Source organism: Streptantibioticus ferralitis (assembly GCF_029223525.1).
GTDB classification, from domain to species: Bacteria; Actinomycetota; Actinomycetes; order Streptomycetales; family Streptomycetaceae; genus Streptantibioticus_A; species Streptantibioticus_A ferralitis.
The window spans coordinates 318146-342934 of sequence record NZ_JARHTQ010000001.1 but is presented as its reverse complement, the minus strand read 5'-3'; the positions used below and the strand labels follow the sequence as shown (position 1 = coordinate 342934).

The 24789-nt window shown below is 68.5% G+C and carries 18 protein-coding genes and 3 pseudogenes; 6 read left to right on the top strand and 15 right to left on the bottom strand.

Translation table 11 applies throughout. The features are described 5' to 3' along the window. Positions 1 to 108: 108 nt before the first annotated feature. From P2L57_RS01555 to pta, 7 genes are all read right to left on the bottom strand, one after another. Positions 109 to 1674, bottom strand: a complete 1566-nt coding sequence (locus tag P2L57_RS01555; protein WP_308292421.1) for a putative glycosyltransferase family protein — start codon at positions 1672 to 1674, stop codon at positions 109 to 111. Then, entirely contained in the window at positions 1658 to 2482 is an 825-nt protein-coding gene (locus P2L57_RS01550) for a polyprenol monophosphomannose synthase (RefSeq protein WP_275806894.1), read from the bottom strand. Before P2L57_RS01550 ends, P2L57_RS01555 begins: the two co-directional genes overlap by 17 nt. Before the next feature lie 29 nt (positions 2483 to 2511). Continuing rightward, positions 2512 to 3591, bottom strand: coding sequence for a mannose-1-phosphate guanylyltransferase (manB, locus tag P2L57_RS01545; RefSeq protein WP_275806891.1), 1080 nt, complete (start codon positions 3589 to 3591; stop codon positions 2512 to 2514). A 214-nt stretch (positions 3592 to 3805) separates the two neighbouring features. After that, positions 3806 to 5053 (bottom strand): hypothetical protein, encoded by a 1248-nt coding sequence (locus P2L57_RS01540; protein ID WP_275806888.1) that lies wholly within the window; start codon positions 5051 to 5053, stop codon positions 3806 to 3808. 184 nt (positions 5054 to 5237) lie between these two features. Next, a complete protein-coding gene (gene pyk / locus P2L57_RS01535) occupies positions 5238 to 6668 on the bottom strand; it encodes a pyruvate kinase (RefSeq protein ID WP_275806885.1) in 1431 nt (476 codons plus the stop codon). Between the two features lie 82 nt (positions 6669 to 6750). Continuing rightward, positions 6751 to 7953: an acetate kinase gene (locus P2L57_RS01530; protein ID WP_275806882.1), complete on the bottom strand. Its 1203-nt coding sequence runs from the start codon at positions 7951 to 7953 to the stop codon at positions 6751 to 6753. 35 nt (positions 7954 to 7988) lie between these two features. Further along, positions 7989 to 10100 (bottom strand): phosphate acetyltransferase, encoded by a 2112-nt coding sequence (gene pta / locus P2L57_RS01525; protein ID WP_275806879.1) that lies wholly within the window; start codon positions 10098 to 10100, stop codon positions 7989 to 7991. A 268-nt stretch (positions 10101 to 10368) separates the two neighbouring features. Here pta and P2L57_RS01520 point away from each other — a divergent pair, with 268 nt between their 5' ends. Continuing rightward, positions 10369 to 11394 carry an ATP-dependent 6-phosphofructokinase gene (locus P2L57_RS01520; RefSeq protein WP_275806876.1) on the top strand — a complete coding sequence of 342 codons (1026 nt, stop codon included), beginning with the start codon at positions 10369 to 10371 and terminating at the stop codon, positions 11392 to 11394. Between the two features lie 51 nt (positions 11395 to 11445). Here P2L57_RS01520 and P2L57_RS01515 read toward each other — a convergent pair whose 3' ends face one another. The 4 genes from P2L57_RS01515 to P2L57_RS01500 form a co-directional block, all read right to left on the bottom strand. Then, positions 11446 to 12312 (bottom strand): carbohydrate ABC transporter permease, encoded by an 867-nt coding sequence (locus P2L57_RS01515; protein ID WP_275806873.1) that lies wholly within the window; start codon positions 12310 to 12312, stop codon positions 11446 to 11448. Positions 12313 to 12358: 46 nt separating this feature from the next. Continuing rightward, entirely contained in the window at positions 12359 to 12628 is a 270-nt protein-coding gene (locus P2L57_RS01510) for a DUF1876 domain-containing protein (RefSeq protein ID WP_275806870.1), read from the bottom strand. Between the two features lie 105 nt (positions 12629 to 12733). Next, entirely contained in the window at positions 12734 to 13600 is an 867-nt protein-coding gene (locus P2L57_RS01505) for a carbohydrate ABC transporter permease (protein WP_275806867.1), read from the bottom strand. Next, positions 13597 to 14967, bottom strand: a complete 1371-nt coding sequence (locus tag P2L57_RS01500) for an extracellular solute-binding protein (protein ID WP_275806864.1) — start codon at positions 14965 to 14967, stop codon at positions 13597 to 13599. Before P2L57_RS01500 ends, P2L57_RS01505 begins: the two co-directional genes overlap by 4 nt. Before the next feature lie 219 nt (positions 14968 to 15186). Here P2L57_RS01500 and P2L57_RS01495 point away from each other — a divergent pair, with 219 nt between their 5' ends. The 4 genes and pseudogenes from P2L57_RS01495 to P2L57_RS40520 form a co-directional block, all read left to right on the top strand. After that, positions 15187 to 15549: a WXG100 family type VII secretion target gene (locus P2L57_RS01495; protein ID WP_275806861.1), complete on the top strand. Its 363-nt coding sequence runs from the start codon at positions 15187 to 15189 to the stop codon at positions 15547 to 15549. After that, positions 15546 to 19889: a DUF6531 domain-containing protein gene (locus P2L57_RS01490; protein WP_443732070.1), complete on the top strand. Its 4344-nt coding sequence runs from the start codon at positions 15546 to 15548 to the stop codon at positions 19887 to 19889. Before P2L57_RS01495 ends, P2L57_RS01490 begins: the two co-directional genes overlap by 4 nt. 71 nt (positions 19890 to 19960) lie before the next feature. Continuing rightward, positions 19961 to 20461, top strand: a complete 501-nt coding sequence (locus P2L57_RS01485; RefSeq protein ID WP_275806855.1) for a hypothetical protein — start codon at positions 19961 to 19963, stop codon at positions 20459 to 20461. 146 nt (positions 20462 to 20607) lie between these two features. Beyond that, positions 20608 to 20874: pseudogene (locus tag P2L57_RS40520) on the top strand (DUF1266 domain-containing protein); the annotation flags it as partial. Positions 20875 to 21352: 478 nt separating this feature from the next. On the opposite strand, the pseudogene P2L57_RS41060 reads toward P2L57_RS40520, so the two are convergent. Together P2L57_RS41060 and P2L57_RS01475 are read right to left on the bottom strand one after the other, a co-directional pair. Beyond that, positions 21353 to 21532: pseudogene (locus P2L57_RS41060) on the bottom strand (DUF1918 domain-containing protein); the annotation flags it as partial. A gap of 591 nt (positions 21533 to 22123) precedes the next feature. Then, positions 22124 to 23149, bottom strand: a pseudogene (locus P2L57_RS01475) (NsdA family TPR-like regulatory protein); the annotation flags it as partial. 77 nt (positions 23150 to 23226) lie between these two features. Between P2L57_RS01475 and P2L57_RS01470 the strand changes: the two are divergent. Then, positions 23227 to 23595: a VOC family protein gene (locus P2L57_RS01470; protein WP_275806849.1), complete on the top strand. Its 369-nt coding sequence runs from the start codon at positions 23227 to 23229 to the stop codon at positions 23593 to 23595. Positions 23596 to 23616: 21 nt separating this feature from the next. Here the strand turns inward: P2L57_RS01470 and P2L57_RS01465 are convergent, their stop codons facing one another. Both P2L57_RS01465 and P2L57_RS01460 read right to left on the bottom strand, forming a co-directional pair. Beyond that, a complete protein-coding gene (locus tag P2L57_RS01465; RefSeq protein ID WP_275806846.1) occupies positions 23617 to 23835 on the bottom strand; it encodes a DUF397 domain-containing protein in 219 nt (72 codons plus the stop codon). Next, the gene (locus P2L57_RS01460) at positions 23811 to 24671 is read right to left on the bottom strand and encodes a helix-turn-helix domain-containing protein (protein ID WP_275806843.1); all 861 of its coding nucleotides are present in this window, start codon (positions 24669 to 24671) and stop codon (positions 23811 to 23813) included. The genes P2L57_RS01465 and P2L57_RS01460 overlap by 25 nt, the downstream gene beginning before the upstream one ends. Positions 24672 to 24789 lie beyond the last annotated feature (118 nt).

Genomic DNA, 24789 nt, shown 5'->3' with positions numbered 1-24789 from the left:
CCGATGGCTGTGCCCCCGCTCCCTGCTCGGGAATCGGGGGCACAGCCACGAGCGGGTCCAGGGGCGAAGCCCCAAAGGGGGTTTGGAGGCGGAGCCCCCAAAACCCCCTCAGACCACCTTCAGCAGCTTCTCGCCATCCGGGCCGGAGGCCACCGCCCGGAGCGCGGGGTCGCCGGGCGCGAAGCCCCCGTCGCTACGGAACTGGATCACCCACCGCACGTCGTACTTGCGCAGCAACCTCAACCGCTCGTCGCGCGAGGTGTTCCTGGCGAAGAACGCCTTGGTGTCCTTCGTCCGCTGCGCCTCGTCCTTGAGGAAGAAGTCCGGGTAACCGGGCTCGACGGTGTACGGGCCGTACGCCGGGCTCTGCCGCAGCGCGAAGTAGTCCTTCGTCATGATCACGTCGCCGTACTTCACATACGGCGTGATCCACTCGTAGCCGCCCCACTCATGCTGGGTCGGGGCGCTGCGCACCACCGGGATCGAGCGCGTGGACATCACGTAGCTGAGCGCCCCCGCCTGCGACCAGCAGCCGACCAGCAGCGCCACGGCGGTCACCGGCACCAGGACCCGGCGTACCCGGCGCCCGGACTCGCCCGCCAGCTCGACCGCCAGGGCGACCTGGGCGGAGACGAACAGCGCGGGCAGCACCCTGCCGTACGACCAGTGCTGGGTCAGCCCGCCGAGCGCGTACACCAGCGCGCCGAAGGCGAAGAACAGCGCCAGCGGATCGCGCCGGTCCCGCCGGAACCGCAGCGCCAGTGCCACGATCCCCAGCGACAGCAGGCCGAACCGCGAGACCAGGTGGTCGTAGAGCGGCCGGTGGATCTCCTCCAGGCCGCCGACACTGAGCAGGGAGAAGAACGAGTAGTACGGCCAGGCCAGCACGATCACCAGCGACAGCGCCACGGCCGCGGCGATCCGCAACCACACCGCACGGCCCGGCCAGGGCCGCGCGCCGAGCAGTATCGCCAGCAGCCCCAGCACGGTCACCACACCGGTGAACTGGTGGCTGAGCAGTACCACCGCCAGCAGCGCGCCGAGCCCGAGGTACGGCAGCCATCCCCAGTCCCTGGACAGCGCGGTACGCAGCAGCGCCCACAGGTGGAACGCCACTCCCAGCGCGAACGTACTGGGGTAGGCGATGCACAGCGCCAGCGAGGTGGCCCCGGGGAAGCCGCTCCAGGTGAACAGCTCCCAGCCGTACAGCAGCGTGACGCACAGGATCGCCAGCGGCACCGCGGCCGGCCGCGTGGTGAGCGTACGGACGAACTGCCGGATACCGGTGATCAGTAGAACGAGGTTGATGGCGGCGGCGAGATGCAGGACGTGGAACGTGGTCGCTCCGCTGACCTTCGCGACCAGCGCCAGGAACAGCATCCACGGCGAGTAGTACGGGCTGTTGACGTCCGCCTTGACCAGCGGATCGCCCGGATTGCCGAGGTCATGCCGGAGCCGCTCGACGGTGGCGGCGTGGATTCCGAGATCGCCCGCCCACGGCAGCTTCACCACCATCAGCGCGAGCAGTACGACGACCAGCAGTGCGGCGGCGGCCACCGCCTTCTCCAGCAGGCTGGTGTCCTGCCAGCGCGTCCGGGCAGACCGGCCCAGGCGCGCTATGCGCCCGGTCGGTCTGCCCGGCCCCGCCGTGGCGTGCTCAGCCGCGGCGGGCACGCGAAGAGTCCAGTCGCAGACGCCAGGGCAGGACCGCCGACTCGAGCTGCACGGCCATGGTCATCTTGGAGGCGCCGATCTGCCGCTCCTCGAAGTGGATCGGGATCTCGACACCCGTGTAACCGGCACGCACCGCCTGGTACTTGAGCTCCACCTGGAAGCTGTAGCCGTTGCTGCGCACCTCGGACAGCCGCATCTCGGTGACCGTGTCGGCCCGCCACATGGCGAAGCCCGCGGTCACATCGCGCAGCCCGGTGCGCAGCACCGTGCTCACATAGGCGTTGGCCCAGCGGGAGAGCAGCTTGCGGTGCAGGCCCCACTCCTCCGCGAGCCGACCGCCGCAGACATAGCGGCTGCCGACGACGAACCCGGCGCCGGTGGCCAGCGCCGTACCCAGCATCTGCGGAACGTACTCGACCGGGTGGCTGCCGTCGGCGTCCATCTGCAGCACGTACTGCGCGCCGTCCGCGACCGCCTGGTCCATGCCCGCCGCGTAGGCGCGGCCGAGGCCGTCCTTGGCGGTGCGGTGCAGCACCGAGATGCGGGTGCGGTCCGGTTCGTTGTACTGCTCGGCCAGCCGCTCGGCGACCTCGCCGGTGCCGTCGGGGCTGTTGTCGTCCACCACGAGCAGCCGCAGTCCCGGCAGGTCGAGCGCCATCAGCTTCTCGGCCATCCCGGGCAGGTTCTCGGCCTCGTTGTACGTGGGCATCACCACGGTCAGCGGGATGCCGCTCCACTCCGGCGGGAGCTGTACCGGCCGACGCAGCGCGGCGGTGGTCGGGACTGCCTGGGGGGTCGTCGTCGTCATTGAGTGGTCTTCTCTATCGGGCCGCGACCTCAGGGCTTCGGAGAGAAGCGGATCGCGGCGTCGGGAAGCGTCGAGTGGCACCACACTCGCGCTCCGCCCTGCAGTTCGTTGTCCTCGCCGACCTCGGCCCGGTCTCCGATCACGGCGTTGTCCAGTACGGTACGCGAGCCGACACGGGCACCGGCGCCCACGAAGGAGGCACGCACCTGAGCACCGGCCTCGACACGGGCGCCGTCCAGCACGATGGAGCCCTCGACCACCGCGTCCGCCGCGATGAACGAACCGGCGCCCACGACAGTTCCACCGGACAGCTTCGCACCGTCCTCCACGGTGGCTCCCGGCAGCACCAGGTACTCACCGGTCTTCCCGGGCAGCGCGGGGGACCGTACGACGCCGCGGACCAGATCCGCGGAGGCCTGGATCAGCGCGGCCGGACGGCCGAGGTCCAGCCAGTACGTCTGGTCGACCACACCGTGCAGATGCGCACCGGACTCCAGCAGCCCGGGGAAGGTCTCGCGCTCCACGGAGACCACCCGGCCCGCCGGGATGGTGTCGATCACCGAGCGGCGGAAGACGTAGCAACCGGCGTTGACCTGGTCGGTGACGATCTCCTCGGGGCGCTGCGGCTTCTCTGTGAACGCCAGCACCCGCCCGGTCTCGTCGGTGGGGACCAGGCCGAAGGCGCTGGGGTCCTCGACCCGGGTCAGGTGCAGCGAGACATCGGCTCCGGCCGCACGGTGGCTGTCGACCAGACCGGCGATGTCCAGGCCGGTGAGGATGTCACCGTTGAAGATCAGCACCGGCTCGTCGGGGCCGCAGGTCAGCGCGTCGGCCGCGTTGCGGATCGCGCCACCGGTGCCCAGCGGCTCGTTCTCGTGGATGTACGTGATGCGCAGGTCCAGGTCCGCGCCGTCACCGAAGTACGGCTCGAAGACCTCGGCCAGGTAGGAGGTGGCGAGCACCACGTGGGTGACGCCCGCGGCCCGGGCCTTGGCGAGCTGGTGCGCCAGGAACGGGACACCGGCGGTCGGAACCATCGGCTTGGGCGTGTATTCCGTGACGGGGCGCAGACGGGAACCCTTCCCGCCGACCAGGAGGATCGCTTCCACTGACTAGTACCTCAATCACTTACGGGTCGACGGACGGGTAGGGATACTACCTACGCCTTTGTTGGGGGATGTCCACGAGGGGCGGCCGGTCGGTCGTGACACCGCGTGGAACAACGTGCCGGGCATCGTAGTGAACGGCGCTATGGGTGGCCGGGACACGCGGCCGGTCTGAGAGAGTTCTCACCGGAATTAAAGGAGTCTTCACCGGATCGCCTCATGGCGACCACCTGAACAGCATCAGCAGCCCGACCGCGTACCACCCGGCGAACACCGCGCCGCAACCGTACAGACACGCCTGCACCAGCCGTGGCAACCGGGCCACGGGGCGTGCCACCAGCAGGAGCAGGATCGGCAGGAACGGCAGCATGAAGCGCGGCTTGGACAGCGGCGATCCCGGGGTGCCGAACATCAGCTCCCACGCTCCGGCCAGCGCGATCACCAGCGGCCAGGGCACCTTGCGGTCCATCGCCAGCGCCACCACGGCCACCGCGACCAGCAGGATCAGCGCCAGCACCACCGGATAGCGGATGTCGATGTGCGCGTAGGTCGCCACCTGCTTGAGGAAGTGCAGTGTGCCGTGCCCGAAGTCGAAGGACTGCCCCCAGGCCTTCTCCGCCTCGAACCAGCCGTCCACCCGGCCCACCCGGCTGCCCAGGTACAGCCAGCTGAAGACCAGCCCGAGCGGGGCCAGCAGCAGCGCGAGCCACGGCCGCCAGCCGTCCCGGCGCCGTGCGATCGCCCACCCGGCGCTCAGCACGAGCACGCCGACCAGCACCGAGGCCGTCGGCCGGATCGTCCCGGCCAGCGCGGTCAGCGCGCCCGCCGCCACCCAGCGCCGAGCGATGATCGCGATCAGCGCCCACATCAGCGCCGCGCTGAAGCAGGCCTCGGAGTACGGCACCCACAGCGCGAAGGCGTACGGGGAGCAGGCCCACAGCCCGACGCACGCATACCCCGCGCGCCGTCCCACCACCGAGCGGGCCAGGGTGTGCACCCCGACCGCGGCCGTGGTCGCCGCCAGCCAGGAGACCACCACGCCCGCGTACGGGTAGCCCAGCCCGGTCATCAGGTGGACGGCTCTTATCAGCCCGGGGACCAGTGGGAAGAAGGCGAGTGTGGACCAGGACGGTATGCCGGTGGGCAGATAGCTGAGGTGGTGGGGGTAGCCGTGCTCGGCGACGCTCAGGTAGTTCTTGCTGTCCCATTTGCGCAGGACCTCCTCGACGCCGTAGTCGAGGTGGTGCGAGATCAGCAGCAGAAGGGCGAAGGCGAGCGCCGACACCGCGAGGTAGATGCCGGCCGCGTTCAGTGCCTCGCGGCGGACGAAACGTATCGTCACCGGTTCGCGGCGCAGTAGCTCGGTGAGCCGTTCCCGCCATCTGGCGACCGCCTCGCCCGCTCCCTCGGTCCCCGGCCCGCTCGCGGCGGCGGGACTGTCGGGCGGCGGGGCTACGTCGACCATGGGGACACTCCGTGCGTCATACGTCGGGGGAAAGCGGCATCACCAAGGCGATGGCCCGTCCGTCTGCCGACGGACGGGCCTCACCTTAGGTCGGGCGTGTCGCCCGGCAAAAATCCGCTGCCCACGGCTGCCGGAACCGGCTGGCCGGGACCGCTGGCCAGGGCTGAGGCCGGCTGGGCCGGAGCTAGTCCAGGCGGCCGCCGCCCAGGTGGTGCACCCGGATCATGTTCGTGGTGCCGGGGACGCCGGGCGGGGAGCCCGCCGTAATGATCACGGTGTCGCCCTTGTCGTACTCGCTGAGCTTCAGCATCTCCTGGTCGACCAGGTCCACCATCGCGTCGGTGTGGTCGACGTGCTTGACCAGGTGGCTCTGCACGCCCCAGGTCAGCGCGAGCTGGTTGCGGGTGGCGACGTCCGTGGTGAAGGCCAGCACCGGCACCGGCACCCGGTAGCGGGCCAGACGGCGCGCGGTGTCGCCGGACTTGGTGAAGGCGACCAGCGTCTTGGCGTCCAGGAAGTCGGCCAGCTCGGCGGCGGCGCGGGCCACCGCACCGCCCTGGGTGCGCGGCTTCTTCCCCGGCGCCAGCGGCTGCAGACCCCGCTTGAGCAGCTCCTCCTCGGCCGCCTCGACGATCCGGGACATCGTCTTGACGGTCTCGATCGGGTACTTGCCGACCGAGGACTCGGCGGACAGCATGACCGCGTCCGCGCCGTCCAGGATGGCGTTGGCGACGTCGGACGCCTCGGCCCGGGTGGGCCGGGAGTTGGTGATCATCGACTCCATCATCTGGGTCGCGACGATCACCGGCTTGGCGTTGCGGCGGCACAGCTCGATCAGCCGCTTCTGGACGATCGGCACCTTCTCCAGCGGGTACTCGACCGCCAGGTCACCGCGAGCCACCATCACCGCGTCGAAGGCGGCGACGACGGCCTCCATGTTCTCCACCGCCTGCGGCTTCTCCACCTTGGCGATGACCGGGACCCGGCGGCCCTCCTCGTCCATGACGCGGTGGACGTCGCGTACGTCCTTGGCGTCCCGGACGAAGGACAGCGCGACCATGTCGATGCCCATCCGCAGCGCGAACCGCAGGTCCTCGATGTCCTTCTGGGACAGCGCAGGGACGTTGACGGCGGCGCCGGGCAGGTTGATGCCCTTGTGGTCGGAGATGATGCCGCCCTCGACCACCAGGCAGCGCACCCGCGGGCCGTCCACCTCGATGACCCGCAGTGCGACGTTGCCGTCGTTGATCAGTACCGGATCGCCCTGCCGGACGTCCCCGGGCAGGCCCTTGTACGTCGTGCCGCAGATGTGCCGGTCACCGGGAACGTCCTCGGTGGTGATGGTGAACTCGTCACCCGCCACCAACTCCACCGGTCCGTCGGCGAAGGTCTCCAGACGGATCTTGGGGCCCTGCAGGTCGGCGAGGGTGCCCACGACGCGGCCGGTCTCCTCGGAGACCTTGCGCACCCGGTGGTAGCGCTCCTCGTGTTCGGCGTGGGTGCCGTGGCTGAAGTTGAAACGGGCCACGTTCATTCCGGCCTCGACCAGTGCCTTGAGCTGGTCGTAGGAGTCGACGGCGGGACCCAGGGTGCAGACGATTTTCGCTCGGCGCATGTGGACGATCCTATCGATATTTTGTTCCGGTCCGGAATTTACCGGGTGGCCCCGCTACGGAGGCCTCCCGTTCCGGCCCGGTTTACGGGCGGACCAGCGAGTAGGCCTGCTGTGCGATCTCCAGTTCCTCGTCGGTGGGGACGACGGCGACCGCGACCCGGCTGGTCTCTGTGGAGACCACCCGTGCCACCGTGCCGCGCACAGCATTGCGTACCGCGTCGATCTCGATGCCGAGGGGTTCGAGGCCACGCAGGGCGGCCTCGCGCACCGCGGCCGAATTCTCGCCCACTCCGGCTGTGAAAGCGATCGCGTCCACCCGTCCGAGTACCGCCGAATAGGCGCCGACGTACTTGCGCAGCCGATGGACGTAGATGTCGAAGGCGAGTTGGGCGGAGGCGTCGCGCTCCGCCATTCGGCGGCCGATCTCGCGCATGTCGTTGTCACCGCACAGCCCGACCAGGCCGCTGCGCTTGTTGAGCAGGTCGTCGATCTCGTCGACGTCCATCGCGCCGACCCGCGACAGATGGAAGATCACCGCCGGGTCGATGTCACCCGAGCGGGTGCCCATGACCAGGCCCTCCAACGGGGTGAGCCCCATGGACGTGTCCACGCACACCCCGCCGCGCACGGCCGAGGCGGAGGCGCCGTTGCCCAGGTGCAGCACCACCACGTTGACCTCGGACGGCTCCTTGCCCAGCAGCTTGGCGGTCGCCCGGGAGACGTACGCGTGCGAGGTGCCGTGGAAGCCGTACCGCCGCACCCCGTACCGGTCGGCCGTGGCCCGGTCGATGGCGTACCGGGCGGCCGCCTCCGGCATCGTGGCGTGGAAGGCGGTGTCGAACACCGCGACCTGCGGCAGATCGGGGCGCAGCTCACGGGCGACCTTGATGCCGGTGACGTTCGCGGGGTTGTGCAGCGGGGCGAGCGGCACCAGCTTCTCGATCTCGGCGACCACCTCGTCGGTGATCAGCGTCGGCTCGGTGAACCGGCTGCCGCCGTGCACCACGCGGTGCCCGACGGCGGCCAGTTCGGGGGAGTCCAGGCCCAGGCCCCGGGCCCGCAGCTCCTTGGAGACCACGCCCAGCGCCTCGGAGTGGTCGGCCACGCTGCCCTCCTCGCCGATCCGCTCCACGATGCCGGAGGCGAGGCGGGAGCCGGAATCGTCGCCGTGCGGCGTAGCCGCTCCGTTGAGAGTGGTGGCGGGCGACGGGCGGGACATGTCGAGCAGCTGGTACTTCAGCGACGAGGAGCCGGAGTTGAGGACGAGGACGCGGGAGGCGGTCACTGGAGTGGGGTCTTCCTTCGGGGACGTCACGGGCTTCACGAGATGACGGCGTCGCCCTGGGCCTGGATGGCCGTGATGGCGACGGTGTTGACGATGTCCTGGACCAGCGCGCCGCGCGACAGGTCGTTGACCGGCTTGCGCAGGCCCTGCAGCACCGGGCCGACCGCGATCGCGCCCGCCGAGCGCTGCACGGCCTTGTAGGTGTTGTTGCCGGTGTTCAGGTCGGGGAAGATCAGTACCGTCGCCTGCCCCGCGACCGCCGAGCCCGGCAGCTTGGTCGCCGCGACCGCGGGGTCGACCGCCGCGTCGTACTGGATCGGGCCCTCGACCGCCAGGTCGGGGCGGCGTTCGCGGACCAACTCGGTGGCCCGGCGCACCTTGTCCACGTCCGCGCCCGAACCCGAGGTGCCGGTGGAGTACGACAGCATCGCCACCCGCGGCTCGACGCCGAACTGGGCGGCGGTGGTGGCCGCCTGGATCGCGATGTCCGCCAACTGCTCGGCGTCCGGGTCGGGGTTGACCGCGCAGTCGCCGTAGACCAGCACCTTGTCGGCCAGGCACATGAAGAAGACCGACGAGACGATCGAGGCCCCCGGGGAGGTCTTGATGATCTCGAAGGCGGGCCGGATGGTGGCCGCGGTGGAGTGCACCGCGCCGGAGACCATGCCGTCGGCCAGTCCCTCCTGGACCATCAGCGTGCCGAAGTACGACACGTCGGCGACCACGTCGTGCGCCAGCTCCACCGTCATGCCCTTGTGGGCGCGCAGCTTCGCGTACAGCTCGGCGAAGTTCTCGCGCAGCGGCGAGGTCTGCGGGTCCACGACCCGGGCGATCGCGCCGGAACCGTGGTCCTCGACGTCCAGGCCGAGGTTGACGCCCAGCTCACCGGCGCGCTTGCGGATCGCGCCCGGGTCGCCGAGCAGGGTCAGGTCGCAGACGTTGCGGCGCAGCAGCACCTCGGCGGCGCGCAGGATCCGCTCCTCGGTGCCCTCGGGCAGTACGACATGGCGACGGCCGGAGCGGGCCCGCTCGATCAGCTCGTGCTCGAACATCATCGGGGTCACCCGGCCGCTGCGGGCGACCGACAGCCGGTCGGTCAACTCGCCGGTGTCGACGTGCAGTTCGAACAGGCCGAGCGCGGTCTCCGCCTTGCGGGGAGTGGCCGCGGTCAGCTTGCCCTCCAGGGAGAACAGCTCGGCGGCGGTCGGGAACGAGCCGCCCGGCACCGCGATCACCGGCGTGCCCGGCGCCAGCCGCTCGGCCAGCGCGACGATGTCGGGACCGGGGCGCTCGTCCAGGGTGAGCAGTACACCCGCGATGCTCGGCGCGCCCGCCGAGTGCGCCGCGAGCGAGCCGATGATCAGGTCCGCCCGGTCTCCGGGCGTGACCACCAGGCAGCCGGGGGTCAGCGCGGGCAGGAACGCCGGCAGCATCGCCCCGCCGAAGACGAAGTGCATCACGTTGCGGGCCAGCCCCGCGTCATCGCCGAGCAGCACATCGGCCTGCAGCTTCTGGACGACCTGCGCCACGGTGGGCGCGGACAGCGACGGCTCCTCGGGCAGCAGGTAGACCGGGACCGGCAGCCTGCTGCCGAGCTGGTCGACGGCGATCTTGACGGCGTCCGGGGCGACCCGGTTGGCGATCATGGCCAGGATGTAGCAGCCCTCGTCGGCGTAGGCCCGGTGGGCGTTGTGCACCTCGGCGACGACGGAGTCCGCGCTCTGGTCGAGGCCGCCGACGACCGGCAGTACGGAGGCGCCGAACTCGTTGGCCAGCCGTGCGTTGAGGTTCAGCTCGGCGGGCAGCTGGGTGTCGGCGTAGTCGGAGCCGAGGACGAGGACGAACTCGTACTCGCGGGCCACCGCGTGAAAGCGGTCGACCAGCTGGGAGACCAACTCGTCGGTACCCTGCTCGGCCTGCAGCCGCGCGGCCTCGTCATAGCCGAGGCCGTAGACCGTCGCCGGGTCCTGGGAGAGCCGATAGCGGGCGCGCAGCAACTCGAACAGACGGTCGGGCCCCTCGTGCATCAGTGGCCGGAACACCCCCACCCGGTCGACCTGGCGGGTCAGCAGCTCCATGACCCCCAGTTCCACGACCTGGCGGCCGTCGCCGCGTCCGATGCCGGTCACGTACACGCTGCGCGTCACGCGCGTTCTCCGTCCTTCGTCGCGATCCGATGTATCGCGCCTGCTCTGCCGTACTGCGCCTGCTCTGCCGTACTGCGCCTGTTCTGCCCTTCGAAGCTAACCCGGGCCCCTGGGCGGCGCGCGCCGGACTATGGATGTGTTCCTGTCCCCGCCACCGCAAAGTTCTCATAAGGTATGAAGGATGTGGTAATCCGGTCACGATTACCCATCGTGACCGTCTGCGCAGACGCGTACGAAAGGCCGCCACCTACACAGGAGATTGACCGCCATGCGCATCGGAGTCCTGACCGCCGGCGGTGACTGCCCAGGGCTGAACGCCGTGATCCGGTCGGTGGTACACCGCGGCCTGACCGGGCACGGCGACGAGATCATCGGCTTCGAGGACGGCTTCAAGGGCCTGCTGGAAGGGCGCTACCGCCCGCTGGACCTCAACGCGGTCAGCGGCATCCTGGCCCGCGGCGGCACCATCCTCGGCTCCGCCCGGCTGGAGCGGGCCCGACTGCACGAGGCCGCCGACAACGCCGAGGAGCTGTGCCAGACCTACGGCATCGACGTGCTCATCCCGATCGGCGGCGAGGGCACCCTGACCGCCGCCCGGATGCTCGCCGACGCCGGAATGCCGGTGGTCGGCGTGCCCAAGACCATCGACAACGACATCTCGGCGACCGACCGCACCTTCGGCTTCGACACCGCCGTCACGGTCGCCACCGAGGCCATCGACCGGCTCAAGACCACCGCCGAATCGCACCAGCGGGTCATGGTCGTCGAGGTGATGGGACGCCACGCGGGCTGGATCGCCCTGGAGTCCGGTATGGCGGGCGGCGCGCACGGCATCTGCATCCCGGAGCGCCCGTTCGACCCCGCCGATCTGGTCGCCATGATCGAGGAGCGGTTCGCCCGCGGCAAGAAGTTCGCCGTGATCTGCGTCGCCGAGGGCGCGCACCCGATCCAGGGCAGCATGGCCTACGGCTACGGCGAGATCGACGCGTACGGCCACGAGCGCTTCATGGGCATCGGCACCCGGCTCGCCGAGGAACTGGCCAACCGCCTCGGCAAGGAGGCCCGCCCGGTCATCCTGGGCCATGTGCAGCGCGGCGGCGTGCCCACCGCGTACGACAGGGTGCTGGCCACCCGCTTCGGCTGGCACGCGGTGGAGGCCGCCCATGAGGGCGCGTTCGGCCATATGACCGGGCTGCGCGGCACCAGCATCGAGATGGTGCCGCTCAAGGACGCGATCACCGAACTGAAGCGGGTGCCCGAGGACCGGATCCGCGAGGCGGAGTCGGTCTTCTGACCCACGGCGATCGTCCGCCCCGGTCGGCCCCCGGACCCGCGGCGGTTCGATTCACCCCTTGACCGCGCCGCCCAGCGCGAACCCGCCGCCCAGCCGCCGCGCGATGGCCACGTAGAGCACCACCACCGGCGCCGAGTACAGCACCGAGAACGCCGCCAACTGGCCGTACACCACGGTCCCGTAGGAGCCGAAGAACGTGTAGATGCTGACCGAGGCCGGGAGTTGGTCGGGGGAGAGCAGCAGCATGAAGGGCACGAAGAAGTTGCCCCACATGGCGATGAAGGTGAAGACGGTCACCACCCCGACCCCCGGCCCCATCAGCGGCAGCACCACCCGCCACAGCGCCTGCATGGACGACGCGCCGTCGGTCCAGGCCGCCTCCTCCAGCACGGTCGGCACCCCGTCCATGAAGTTCCGCATCAGCCAGATGGCGAACGGGAGTTGGGCGGTGGCCAGGAACAGTGCGGTGCCCCACAGCGTGTCGATCAGATTGACCTGCACGAACAGCCCGTAGACCGGGACCATGATCGCGGTGATCGGCAGGCAGGTGGCGAACAGGATGGTCAGCAGGAACGGGCGATTGAACCGGGAGCGGTAGCGGGACAGCGGATAGGCGGCCAGCGTGGCGGCGGCCACCGTCAGCGCGGTGGCGCTGCCGCACAGCAACAGGCTGTTGAACATCGGGGTGTAGGTGGTGTCCGGGGTGAGGACCGCCTGGAAGTTGCCGAGCGTGAAGGGGTGCGGCAACGAGGTGCGCAGCCCCGCGTGCTCATTGAACGAGGCCAGCGCCAGCCAGCCGAGCGGGACGGCGAACGCGACGGCGACCAGCAGCAGCGCGAGGTCCGCCGCCAGCCGGTGCCGGACCCGCCGGGCGGAGCGGAACGAGCGCGGCCTTCCCCCGCGCCGGGCGGACGTCATCGGCGTGCCCCCGCCCGCGTGTGGTCCCGCGCATGCGGTGTCCGGATCAGACCGTCAGTCGCTCGACCTTCCGGTGCGTATGGGCCTCGATGTCCTCGACGGCCGCGTGCAGCAGTTGATGAGCCAGGTCGGACAGCGCCCGTGCGGTGGCCAGCTCGTCCCCGATGTCGGCGATGTTCTCGTCGCTCGGGTTGCAGTGCGCCGTTCCGTCGCCGGTCATCGGCGTCATGCCCGCGCCGGTCAGCTGGGCCTGGGCCTGGGTCATCCGATCGACCTCGTTGATGTTGACCTCGATGGTGAGAGTCTTCTGCGCCATGGCGATCCTCCTCGCACTCTCCTCCACCTCCATGGTCGCCCTCTGCCACCGGCGACGCACGCCGGGCAGCACCCCCGGCACCCCGAAGATCCCAGATCAGACCCATCAGACCTCCGTCCGCAGCAGCCGCAGATACACCACCGAGAACAGCGCCCCCACCACCAGGAGCAGCAGCGCCACCGCCGTGCCGTAGCCGATCAGGCTCTGCTGGAACGCCTTCTCGTACATGAACAGCGGCAGCGTCTGGCTTCTGGCACCGGGACCGCCGCGGGTCATCGCCCACACCAGACCGAAGACCGACAGCGTCTGGAGGGTGTTCAGCATCAGATTGGTGCCGATCGAGCGGCGGATCATCGGCAGCGTCACATGCCACATCCGCTGCACCGCGCTCGCACCGTCGACCTCCGCCTGCTCGGCGATGTCCTGCGGGATCTCGGCGAGCGCGGCGGAGTACACCAGCATCGAGAACGCGGTGCCGCGCCAGACGTTGGCCAGTGAGACGGCCAGGATGGGCAACGTGAACAGCCAGTTCTGGCTGGGCAGATGCAGCCAGCCGAGGATCGCGTTCAGCGTCCCCTCGCGCCGGAAGAACGCGTAGAGCAAGAACCCCGCCACGATCTCCGGCAGCACCCACGCGGCGATCACCACCGCTCCGGTGACGGTACGCACCGGCCGGGAGGCACGGCGCATCGCGGCGGCGAGGCCGAGGCCCAGCGTGTTCTGCCCGATGATCGAGGACAGCACGGTGAAGACCAGGGTGAGCACCACCGCGTTGCGGAACCCGGGGTCGGCGAAGGCGTGCCGGAAGTTGGCCAGGCCCACGAAGTGGGTGCCCGACGCACCGGTCAACTGCATGTCGGTGAAGGCGATGTACGCGCAGTACGCGATCGGCCCGGCCAGGAACAACAGCAGCAGGAGCACGGACGGCAGCACCGGCAGCCCCCGCAACAGGGTGCGTCGGGCTCCCCTCACCGCGCGTTCTCCACGGCCCCGGCCGTGATCGACGACAACTGCTGGTCGTACGACTTGGCGGCGGACGCCGTCGAGGACTGGCCGGTGGACACCGACTCCATCGCCGTGCCGATGGCGGTGGAGACCTGCGGATAGGCCGGCAGCGCCGGGCGGTAGTGGGTGTACTGCACCAGCTTGGTGAAGAAGTCGATGCCCGGCATCGAGGTCAGATACCGGTGATCGGCGGCGACGTCCTTGCGCACGGCGATGTTCGCGCTGCGGATGTCGTACTCCGCCGCGTTCGACTCGCTCTGCAGCGCCTTGATGAAGTCCCAGGCCATGGCGGGATGCTGGGCCTTGGCTGTGATCGCCCAGGTCCACCCGCCGGACATGCTGACCGCGCCGGGCGCCTGACCGTTCTGCGTCGGCATGGCCGCGGTGCCCATCACCTGCGACCACTGCGGCCACGGCTTGCCACCGGTCTTGATCCAGTTGTTGCCGAGCCACGAGCCGTCGAGGTCGATGGCCAGCTTGCCGGACGGGATCCACTCCGTACCGACCACCGGCTGGATGTTGGGATCGAGGGCGTCGGAGATGTCCGGCCCCAGCTTCTCGGTGTACACGGTCCGTACGAAGTCCAGTGCGTCGGAGAAGCCCTTGCCGGACTGGACCCACTTCTTGGACTGCGGGTCGTACAGCGGATCGGCGCCCGTCCCGTACGCGAGCATCTCGAAGCCCTGCATCACCGCCGCCTCACCGGGGGCCTTACCGGTGTAGAGGTTGAGCGGGATGACCCCGGGCACCTTGGCCTTGACCGTACGGGCGGCGGTCAGGATGTCGTTCCAGTCCTTCGGCTGCCAGTCGGCGGGCAGGCCCGCCTTCTTGAAGATGTCCTTGTTGAACCACAGCCCACGGGTGTCGGTGCCGTCCGGCACCCCGTACGTCTTGCCGTCCTGCGCTCTCGCCGCCGCCTTCGCGGTGTCCACGAACTGGCTCCACGCGGGCCAGCCCGACAGATAGTCGTCCAGCGGGCGCAGATACCCCGCCTTGATGTCGGAGTTGATGAGGAACGTGTCCTCGTAGGCCAGATCCGGCGCGGTCTTCGGGGAGCGCATCATCTGCTGGAGCTTGGCGTAGTAGTCGTTCTCGGCGGCGGTGATGGGGATCAGATCGATGTGCCTGCCGGGGTTGGCCTTCTCGAACTGGCCCTTCACCAGCGCGAGATAGTCATCCATCACCCGGACGTTGTCGGCGGGCACGCGCTGGTAGGCGACCTTGATCGTGTTCTTGTCCTCGGTGGAACCACCGCACGAGGTAAGGGCGGTGGCGGCGAGGGCGATGACCGAGGCGGCGGCAAGGAGACGGACGGAACGGCCGACGGGGCGCATGGGCAAGTCCTCCTTCGGTGCGGGACGGAAGGGGATGCTGCGGGTTGCCCGTGACGGTAAGGGCGGGTCAGGGCCGGGTCAATGGGCGTGCGGGGCCTTGATGACAACGTTGTTGGGCAACGGTGGAACGGCGGTGCGATGTGCGCCACGTGGGGGCGTGGCCTAGGGTCGTCCGGGTACTTTCGCGGGGATCCGCAGGGGATGGGAAACGGGGGAGCCGTGGGCGGCAAGGAACCGGACCTGCATATATCTGTGGCTGATCTGAAGTCGTCGGCGCCGACGTTCCAGACGCAGAGCAAGGCGCTGGGGGATGCGGCGTCGGCGTTGAAGAAGTCGTTGGATGACGTGGGTTCGCCGTGGGGCCATGACGACATCGGCAGGAACTTCCATGACTCGTACGGTCCCAGCAAGACGTCGATCGACAAGGCGGTCGGCATCCTGGTGCAGGGCTTGGAGAGCATTTTCGAGGCATTGAAGGACATGGCGGATGGTCATGCGGGCAATGACCATCAGGTCGCGGAGATGTTCAGGAAGGCGGGGGCGAAGCTTCCGCCCGCTGGTGGGGGTAAGGGCGGCAAGTGAGTTTCCTGGGTCTGCCGAGCATCGAGGACTGTTGTGGCTGGCTTGCCAAGCACATGGGGATGCAGTGGCCGGAGGGTGATCCGGGCAAGTGCCGGCAGGCGGCGACGGCTTGGCGGACGTTCTCCAAGGCCGTGGATGGTGTGTGCCATGCGACGGACGGCAAGTCGAGCGCGCTGATCCACAACAACAAGGGTGAGGCGGTCGACGCCTACGCCAAGTTCTGGCACCGCTATCACGGTGGCAAGGACAAGGGCTGGTTGGACGATGTGGCCAAGGCGTCCGAGCAGATGGCGGAGATGCTCGAGAAGTATGCCGATGCCGTGGAGCATGCTCGGAAGAAGATCGAGCATCGGATCGAGATCGACATCGCCGTGCTGGCCGTGGCGATCGGGGCGGCGGCTTTGTCCGGCGGCGCGCTGTCGGGTGCTGCGCTGGCGGTGGCCGACGAGGTGATCACACTGGCGGGAACCGTGGGGATCGAGGTCTCGGCGGCCGCCGCCGGGGTCCTGGGCACCGCGGTGGCCTCCGCCGCCTTCGGCGGGGTGGAGTCGGTGGCGGTCGACGCGGCGATCGCACAGCCGTTGCGGATGGCCGCTGGTCTGCAGGACCACTTCAGTTTGGACGAGCTCAACTCCTCCGCCAAGGACGGGATGATCTCCGGGGCGATCTTCGGTGGCGCGGCTGGTGCCACGAAGGCGGCGATCGAGGCGGGGGCGTTTCCGAGGGTGTTCGGTGACGGGGTCGACCCGTCGCTGCTGTCCGGTCTGCCAACCGATCTGGACGGACTCGGCGGGACGGGCAAGCCGCCGACTGTGGACGTTGAAAAGCCGCCGTCCGACCCGATCCGCCCCGACGACACCGAACTGCCCGCGAACGCGCGGGACACCAATTCGACCGAGGCGTGCAACGACCCGGTCGACATCGCGACCGGCACGATGTTCATGACGCAGACCGACGTCACCCTGCCGGGTCAGCTCCCGTTGGTGATCGAGCGGACACACCTGTCCTCGTACCGGGCTGGTGGCTGGTTCGGCCGTTCATGGGCCTCGACGCTGGACGAACGGCTGCAACTCGACGCCCGGGGTGTGGTGTTCGCGGCCACGGACGGCAAGCGTCTGGTCTATCCCGTACCGCGGGCCGGGCAACCGGTGCTGCCCGAGCGGGGCCCGCGGCTGGCGCTGGCCTGGGACGGCCGCCCGGACGGCGCGATGACCATCACGGACCCGGCAACCGGCGTGGTGCGCACCTTCACCCACCCGTCGTCGGTCAGGCCGGGCGACACCGTCGATCTACCGCTGGAGTCCATGGAGGACCGCAACGGCCACCGCATCGACATCGACCGCACCGCATCCGGAATCCCCACCGCGATCCGGCACTCCGGCGGCTACCACATCGCCGTCGACATCCACGGCGCGCGCATCACCGCGCTACGGCTGCTCCACGAGGCGCCCTCGCCGTACCGGCCGGTCGCGGACTCCCCGGGCACGGTCCTGGTCCGCTACGGCTATGACGCAGCGGGAAACCTGGCCGAGGTCATCAACTCCAGCGGTAGGCCGCTGCGGTTCGGATACGACGCGGACGGCCGGATCACCTCCTGGACCGACCGCAACGGCACGAGGTTCGAGTACGTCTACGACGAGCGCGGCCGGGTGGTGCGGACCGAGGGCACCGATGGCTTCATGTCCGGGGCCTTCACCTACGACGAGCAGACCCGTACGAACACGTACACCAACTCGCTTGGCGAGACGAGCGTTTACCGCTACAACGACGCATGCCGGGTGGCCGCCGAAACCGACCCACTGGGCCACACCACGACCACCGAGTGGGACCCCAACGGCCAGCACCGGCTGTCGGTCACCGACCCGCTGGGCCGCACGACGCGCTACGCGTACGACGAGGCGGGCAACCTGCTCGCCGTCACCCTGCCGGACGGCTCCATCGGCCAGGCCGCGTACAACGCCCTGAACCTACCGACACAGGTCACCGAGCCCGGCGGCACGGTGTGGCGCCACACGTACGACGACTCCGGCAACCTGCTTGTTTCGATCGACCCGACGGGCGCCGAGACCCGGTACGCCTACGACGGGTCCGGCCACATCACGTCGATCACCGACGCCCTCGGCAACGTCCAGCGCGCCACGTGCGACGCGGCTGGCCTGCCCCTCGCGGTCACGGATCCGCTCGGCAACACGACCACGGTCACCCGCGACGTCTTCGGCCGCGTCGTCGAAGTCACCGACCCGCTGGGTCACGCCACCCGCATGGGCTGGACGACCGAGGGCAAGCCCAAGTGGCGCGAGCAGCCGGACGGCGCACGGGAGAGCTGGGAATGGGACGGCGAGGGCAACCTCGTCTCCCACACCGACCCCGTGGGCAACACGGTTCGCCACACCACCACCCACTTCGACCTCACGGCCTCCCGCACCGACCCTGACGGCACGGTCTACGCCTTCACGTACGACACGGACCTACACCTGACCGGCGTCACCAACCCGCAGGGCCTGACGTGGACGTACGAGTACGACGCGGCGGGCCGCCTGGTAGCGGAAACCGACTTCAACGGCCGCAGGCTGACGTACGCGCACGACGCCGCAGGTCAGTTGAGCTCGCGCACGAACGGCGCGGGCGAGAGCCTGTCGTTCACGCGCGACGCACTGGGCCGCACCGTGGCGACGGCGACGGATGACGGCACGGAGACGACCTTCGCGTACGACGCGGCGGGTCAACTGGCCCGGGCCGCGAATCCCGACGCGGAGCTGGTGTGGGAGCGGGACGCGCTGGGCCGCGTCCTGACGGAGACGGTCAACGGCCGCGCGATGACGTACGCGTACGACGCGACCGGCCGCCGCGTCCGGCGCACGACCCCCGGCGGCGCGGTCTCCCACTGGACATACGACGCGGCGGGCCGCCCGAACGAGCTGCGCACGGACGCCGGTTCCCTGGCCCTCACATACGACGCGGCGGGCCGCGAGGTGGAACGGCGCCTAGGCGAAGACCTACGCCTCACCCAGGCCTGGGACAGCACAGACCGCCTCACCACCCAAACCGTTACGCACCGGCCGAGCGGCGAGGAGGAACTCCTCCTCCAACACCGCACATACGCCTACCGCCCCGACGGCCTGCTCACCGAAATCCGCGAACTGACAGCAGGCACAAGGCGCTTCACCCTCAACAAATCGGGCCGAGTAACCGCAGTTACGGCGCACGGCTGGACCGAGACCTACGCCTACGACGAAGCAGGCAACCTCACCAGCGCCGAAGCCCCCGCCCACCCCGCCGCAGGCGACCGGGAATTCACCGGCACCCTCATCCACCGCGCAGGCCGCACCACATACGAACACGACGCACAAGGCCGCCTGACCCGCAAGACCCGCAAACTCCTCAACGGCCAAACCCGAACATGGTCATTCTCCTGGAACGCGGAAGACCGCCTAACGGACGCGGTAACGCCTGACGGCGAACGCTGGCACTACGCGTACGACCCACTGGGCCGCCGTGTGGCGAAGCGGCGGCTGGTCGAGGACGGCTCGGTGGCCGACGAGACCGTCTTCACCTGGGACGACACCCGCGTCGCGGAGCAGACCGCCGACGACGGCCACACGACGACGTGGGACTACGCCCCGGGAACCCACCGCCCCCTAACCCAATCCGACCGAGCAACCCCGGCAGACCCGGGTTCCCTGATCGCCCGCCTGGGCGAACCGGCCCGCTTCCACGCCGTCTTGACGGACTCCATCGGCAGTCCGACGGAGCTGCTCACGCTCAACGGTGAGATCGCCTGGCAAGCCCGCACTACGCTGTGGGGACCCCAACTCCCCTCGCCAAAGACAGATTTCTCTGCCGATTGCCCCCTACGCTTTCCTGGCCAGTATCAAGATCCTGAAACAGGCCTGAACTATAACTACTTTCGCTACTATGACCCGGAAACCGGGCGGTACATCTCTCCGGATCCGCTGGGCCTCGTCCCGGCGCCCAACCATCACGCGTACGTCACAAACCCGTGTGTAGAAGCCGACTTCCTTGGGCTTTCTCCGTGTCCAGAAGAATTGTCAAAGAGTGGGCAGCGTCCAGACAAGGGGAGGCTAACCCGAGCGGGACGCGAGTACCAGAAGCACATGAACCGCGGTGACCTACCCGTCGTACCCGGCAAACAATTGGATTCGACCGGCCAGGGCCTCCTTGATGATATCCTGAATAGCCCCGATACTGTGCAGGTGTCGGTGACCTCCGGAAACTTTGCAGGAGGAACGCGCTACATCATGCCGGATCCTGCTGGTGGGCGAGGATTTGGGGCGACGTTCGATGCCAGTGGAAATTTCCAGTACTTTGGGCGGTATTAGTGGTAATTGCAATTCAGCCATGGTGTGCGCAGTCGAATAATGGGACTGAGTTTGCGACTCTAGTGGCCGCAGTGTCGCGTGAGGTTCTGGTCGAAGTCCGGTATGCGGCACTGCAGGGCGAAAGCTGGCCCGAAGGTCATAGGGCGGATCGGGCTCATGAAGTCGACCTGGCTGTGGAACTGGTCATGGCCAGCGGCGCCGTATTGGCCTTCGACTGGGCCATGGATGGCCTCAACGAAGGCTTGGCGATTGAGCTTAGGGGTCATGGTGAACAGGGGGCTAGGCCGATGGGTGAGGCTGTCGACGTGAGCAATCACGTCGAATGGGCGAGGTTTTTGGGAAAAACTATTACGGACATCACCCCAGTATGGCATGTTCCTAATGAGGGTTGCGTGGAGATGCCCTGGTCTTTCCGTCTTGATTTCTGTAATTCATCGAGCGTCGTCATCGCGCTTGGTGAATCGAAGGGCGGCGGTTTTACTTATATGCCGGATTCTCTTGTTGTTATTTTTGAAGAATCCATGGCGGCTGCATACAAAATTCCGGCAAGCTCTACCTCTTCACTGGGGTAGCTCGTGAGGCTCAGCGGTCCCACGTCGGAGAGCTGCGGGACGCATGGCCTTCCGGTGGTGGCCCCAGCCTACGGCTCTGCTGACGAAGAGCACCGGTCCGTTGGTCGGGGAGCTGGCCCACGCGTTCGCCCGTCGGCTACGACTTCGGGCGTGCGGTCAACATGGCCCGTTGGGGATTCGGCGCGCGGTACTGCTCGTTCGAGGTCGCCGAATCGGCGATTCGCCAGACGGGCGCGCTGTGCCGGAAGCACTACTCCTCTTGGGCGGAGCTCTCAGCCGGGTACGCGCTGGGGCGCGTGATCCGTTTCGATGATGAGGGGTTCGGGGAATGGTACGAAACCGTCCTTGAGCCGCACCGGCTCCTCATGTCCGATCCCAACAGTCCGTGGCGCACCATCGCATGGGAGCAGTAGGGCCTCGGCTTGGGGGGAGATGCTAGCCACTCCTGTGGGTTATGAAGCGTGGGCCATTTCCCGGGGGCGGGTAGAGGATGCGCCACGGACCGTGGCGGAGGCGGCGATGGTCGGTGCCCCACGGGCGGGACTCTTTGGGCAGGGGGATTCTCGGCAAGTTGGTCGGTCGCCCGGAGGAGGGCGTCAACACCGCCAGGGTCGACTTTGAGCTGACTGGCGGCGGCGTTCAGGGCTGTCGGCTCCCATAGAACCTGCCAGGTCACTCGCCCCTCCCGGCAGCCTCAAGAAGGGCGCGGCGTGCCTCGTCGTGGAGTATGGGGGCATCTGTTCGGCCGAGAGCGCGATCACGCTCAAGGCGGGCGAGCGCGAGTGCGTCCTCAAGGTCTTCGAGCTCGGCCGGGGAGATGAGGACCGAGAGGACGGGCAAGTCCCTCGATCCCCGAAGGGGCGGGGCTTGCCCTTTGGGCCAAACCTGGCGGCGCGACTCGATGTGGGAGTCGGGGCCCGGGAAGATCAGGGACTCGTGGCCGTCATCGAACCGCACGCGGTAAGGCGGCCCGCCCTGGGCGCCACGGACCTCGATGATCTCGCCGACGTGCTCGTTCGTCCCGACGATTCGCCCGCTGACACGGATGCGGTCACCGATGCTTGCGTGCATGTCTCTGGCTCCCTCGCTCTCGCGGTCGCACGGGTGGCTCTACGATTCAGGATGGAGATCCCCGGCGGCAAGAGCGTGTTGACGGGCCGGGACCAGGGCCTGGCCGGCGGATTCATATGCCTGGTTGACTGCCAACGCGCTTGCAGTGCTCACCCGGGGTGGTGCGGGTAGGCGTGGGGATTGGTGTGACGTCGAGCGGTAGTTGGCCAATCCGATTCCTAGTTGGCCACCGGTCGCCGGATGATCTCGTGGCCTTGTGACTGAGCGCCTGCCTTGGCCCATGAGCGCTTCAGGTGGCCCGACTGAGTGGGAGAGTTGATCTGGCCGTTCCCACGGTCGTCATCGAGCTGTCCAAGGGGTCCAGTCGCGGGGCGACGACCTGGTCGTGCTGAGCTCAGGAGTTCACGTAGCGCTCACGATCAGGCGCGCTGCCCTGTGCGGTGCAGACGCTCTCGGCACACCCGGACTTCTTCGAGCTGAAGCGGGAGCGGACCGGTAGCTTGCGGTTCGGCTGAGGACGTGCCCCCGGTGCGTTGCTGTAGGCGGTGCGGCGAGGTTCCCGCTCGGCGGAACACGGGCGTCCCGGCTCCGTCAAGCCAGCAGCGAGGCCGGGGTGACGAGCCGGGCGCGCTCGTAGAGTTCACGGGCGGCGGGGGATTTCTGGCAGGGGCGGATCAGCTGGTACATCGTTCGGACTCGCTGGTCCGCGCGTCCGGACTGGACCAGGGGGTAGTCATCCAGAACCAGATGCCATGTGGCGCACGCGGCTTCCACATGACCGACCGCGAATTGGCGCTCGGCGAGAAGTGCGCGCTCCTTCACGCGGGTGCGTCGATAGACGGCGTACCGCAACTTGTCGGACTGCTGCATCGCTTCGACGGCGCCGTGCATGTCGCCCAACTCGTACCGGACTTGGCTCGTGTGGTAGTTCAGGGCCGCGGGGTCGTATGAGCCGAAAGCCTTTTCCCTGGATTCCGCCTTATCCATGGCCACTTCGGCCTGCCGGAGGTACATGAGGGCGCTGCTGCGGTCCCCGATCTGCGCGGCGGAGTGGGCCTGCTGGCCCGCGAGGAAGGCGCGCATCCTGGGGCCGGCCTGCGGGGACGCGGCGGCTGCGGCGTCCGCCAGCCGCATCGCTTCTCGGCCGTGCCCCAAGTCGACTGCCTGGACGCTCATTCCGCGCAGCGTCGTGCAGTACGTCAGATGGTCTTCTGACGCTCCGGCGAGTTCCAGCGCCTTGAGGTAGTACTGCTGCGCGAGGCCATGAACGCCTTCGTCCACCGCCATGTATCCGGTGAGGTAGCACAGGTCTGACGCGGCCGACATCATCGCTTTGCGGACGTGTTCGGGAGCGTCTGCCCGTAGGTAGGGCGCGACGGTATTCACGAGAAACGCAGCGGCCATGGGGCGCGCGTGCCGTCCGCCGAACTGGTCGTCCAGTTCGGATACACGCTCGGTCATTGCCATGACCATCTCGACTTCGGGCATGCCGATGCGTTGCGTATGGCCGGTTTGGATGGCTTCCATGCGGCCGACCACGTCCTGCCAGCCGGGCACGGTGAGAGCGACGGAGAAAAGACCCGCGCCGAGGACGCTGCGGCGGGATGGGTTCATGTCCTACCTCACTGGGGCTCCGAGGTCCCGTTCGTTGGGGGCAGTGCCGTCGGTGCGGCGCCGTCCGTCAGAATCGGAGCATGTTGCGAGTCGGATCTGTTGTTCTGGGTGTCTCGGATGTGTCGCGTGCGGCCTCGTTCTGGATGGCGGCCCTCGGCTACGTCCCGCGTGAGGAAACGGAAGACGACTGGGTGGTGCTGGTGCCGTCGGAAGGGGCCGGGGTGCCGCTGGCACTGGGTCTCAGCGAGACGCCGCTCCAGGAACATCCGCGGAGCCATCTGGACCTGTACGTCAGAGACGCGGCCGAACAGACCGCCGAGGTCGAGCGGTTGGTGTCCCTGGGCGCCGAGCGCGTCGACTGGGATCTTTATCCAGATGATCCCGACTTCGTCGTACTCGCCGATCCCGAGGGCAACCGCTTCTGCGTCATCGACACCGGCCACCACTGACGGAGAGCGGACGGCCACCGGCTAGGAGGCGGCGAAGTCCCCTGCTTTGACGGCCGATATGAAGGCCGTCCACGCGTCTGCTGTGAAGACCAGGGCAGGGCCTTGGGGGTCTTTCGAGTCCCGGACGGGGACGAGCCCGGTTGTGCTGTCGGCTACTTCGATGCACTCGCCACCCTGGTTGTTGCTATACGTGGACTTGCGCCATCTGGCGCCGCTCAGGTCGGGTCGTGGCGTGTGCATGCGTAGCACTCCTCCATCGCGGTCTTGATCAGGGCCAGTGAATCATCCGGCGGCAAGGCTTGGACCTGAGCAAGATCGTAGGTCAGCGAGTGTTCCGTCACCTGATCCGGTTGCTCTACGAGGATGCCCGGGCCGATGCCTTCCAGATAGGCCACATCTGGGCCATCCGCGAAAGACAGCAGCGTGAGTGAACCGCCCATGATTGCGTACTCGCCTCGGTCGAACGGCATCACCTGCACCGTGACATCGGGAGCCTGTGCCGCGTCAACGATGCGGGCCAGTTGGTCGTGCATGGTGTGCGGGCCGCCGACTGGTCGGCGGATCACGGCCTCATCGAGAACCGCCCATAGGAGCGGCGGAGGTGTCTTCCCCAACAGTTGCTGACGGCTCATTCGGGCCGCCACCTTCTCTTCGATCTCCTCCTGAGACGCCCGAGGGAGACCTTTGCGCAACGCCGCGCGAGCGTACGCCTCCGTTTGCAGCAACCCGGGCACGATCTGGGGCGAATACCGATAGATCTTGGTGGCCTTGGCCTCCAGAAGTACATACTTCTGCACCCAGTCCGGAAATTCCTCCCGCGCCCTCTCCCGGACCATGTGCTCCCACAGCTCGGTGAGTTCGCCACCGGCACCCAGCGCAGCGTCCAGCGCGACGCACATGTCCCAGGTCGGGGGATCCGTTCCCAACTCCACCTGGGCGATGCGGTTGTGGGAGTAGTTGAGGCGGTTGCCGACCTCGCGTTGGGTCCAGCCCAACCGCTCCCGGTGTTTGCGGACCTTCTTGCCCAGCAAGGCGGCCAGAGAAACCGTGGGGTCGAGTTCCTTTGGTGCGGCCATCCGTCGTCGTCCTTCGTTTCAGGGGTTTTCAAGCACCAGATGGCGAGGGGCCGTTGAAGCGGTTACCCCTGGTGAGCGTAGCGCTACGCCCCGATGCTCGGAACGGGAACGAGCGGGA

Bases quoted from the DNA above. Each gene is read 5' to 3' on its own strand.
- P2L57_RS01540 (WP_275806888.1), bottom strand. From the start codon at position 5,053: ATGGTCGACGTAGCCCCGCCGCCCGACAGTCCCGCCGCCGCGAGCGGG.
- P2L57_RS01515 (WP_275806873.1), bottom strand. From the start codon at position 12,312: ATGACGTCCGCCCGGCGCGGGGGAAGGCCGCGCTCGTTCCGCTCCGCC.
- P2L57_RS01470 (WP_275806849.1), top strand. From the start codon at position 23,227: ATGTTGCGAGTCGGATCTGTTGTTCTGGGTGTCTCGGATGTGTCGCGT.
- pyk (WP_275806885.1), bottom strand. From the start codon at position 6,668: ATGCGCCGAGCGAAAATCGTCTGCACCCTGGGTCCCGCCGTCGACTCC.
- P2L57_RS01460 (WP_275806843.1), bottom strand. From the start codon at position 24,671: ATGGCCGCACCAAAGGAACTCGACCCCACGGTTTCTCTGGCCGCCTTG.
- P2L57_RS01550 (WP_275806894.1), bottom strand. From the start codon at position 2,482: ATGACGACGACGACCCCCCAGGCAGTCCCGACCACCGCCGCGCTGCGT.
- P2L57_RS01465 (WP_275806846.1), bottom strand. From the start codon at position 23,835: ATGCACACGCCACGACCCGACCTGAGCGGCGCCAGATGGCGCAAGTCC.
- P2L57_RS01520 (WP_275806876.1), top strand. From the start codon at position 10,369: ATGCGCATCGGAGTCCTGACCGCCGGCGGTGACTGCCCAGGGCTGAAC.
- P2L57_RS01510 (WP_275806870.1), bottom strand. From the start codon at position 12,628: ATGGCGCAGAAGACTCTCACCATCGAGGTCAACATCAACGAGGTCGAT.
- P2L57_RS01500 (WP_275806864.1), bottom strand. From the start codon at position 14,967: ATGCGCCCCGTCGGCCGTTCCGTCCGTCTCCTTGCCGCCGCCTCGGTC.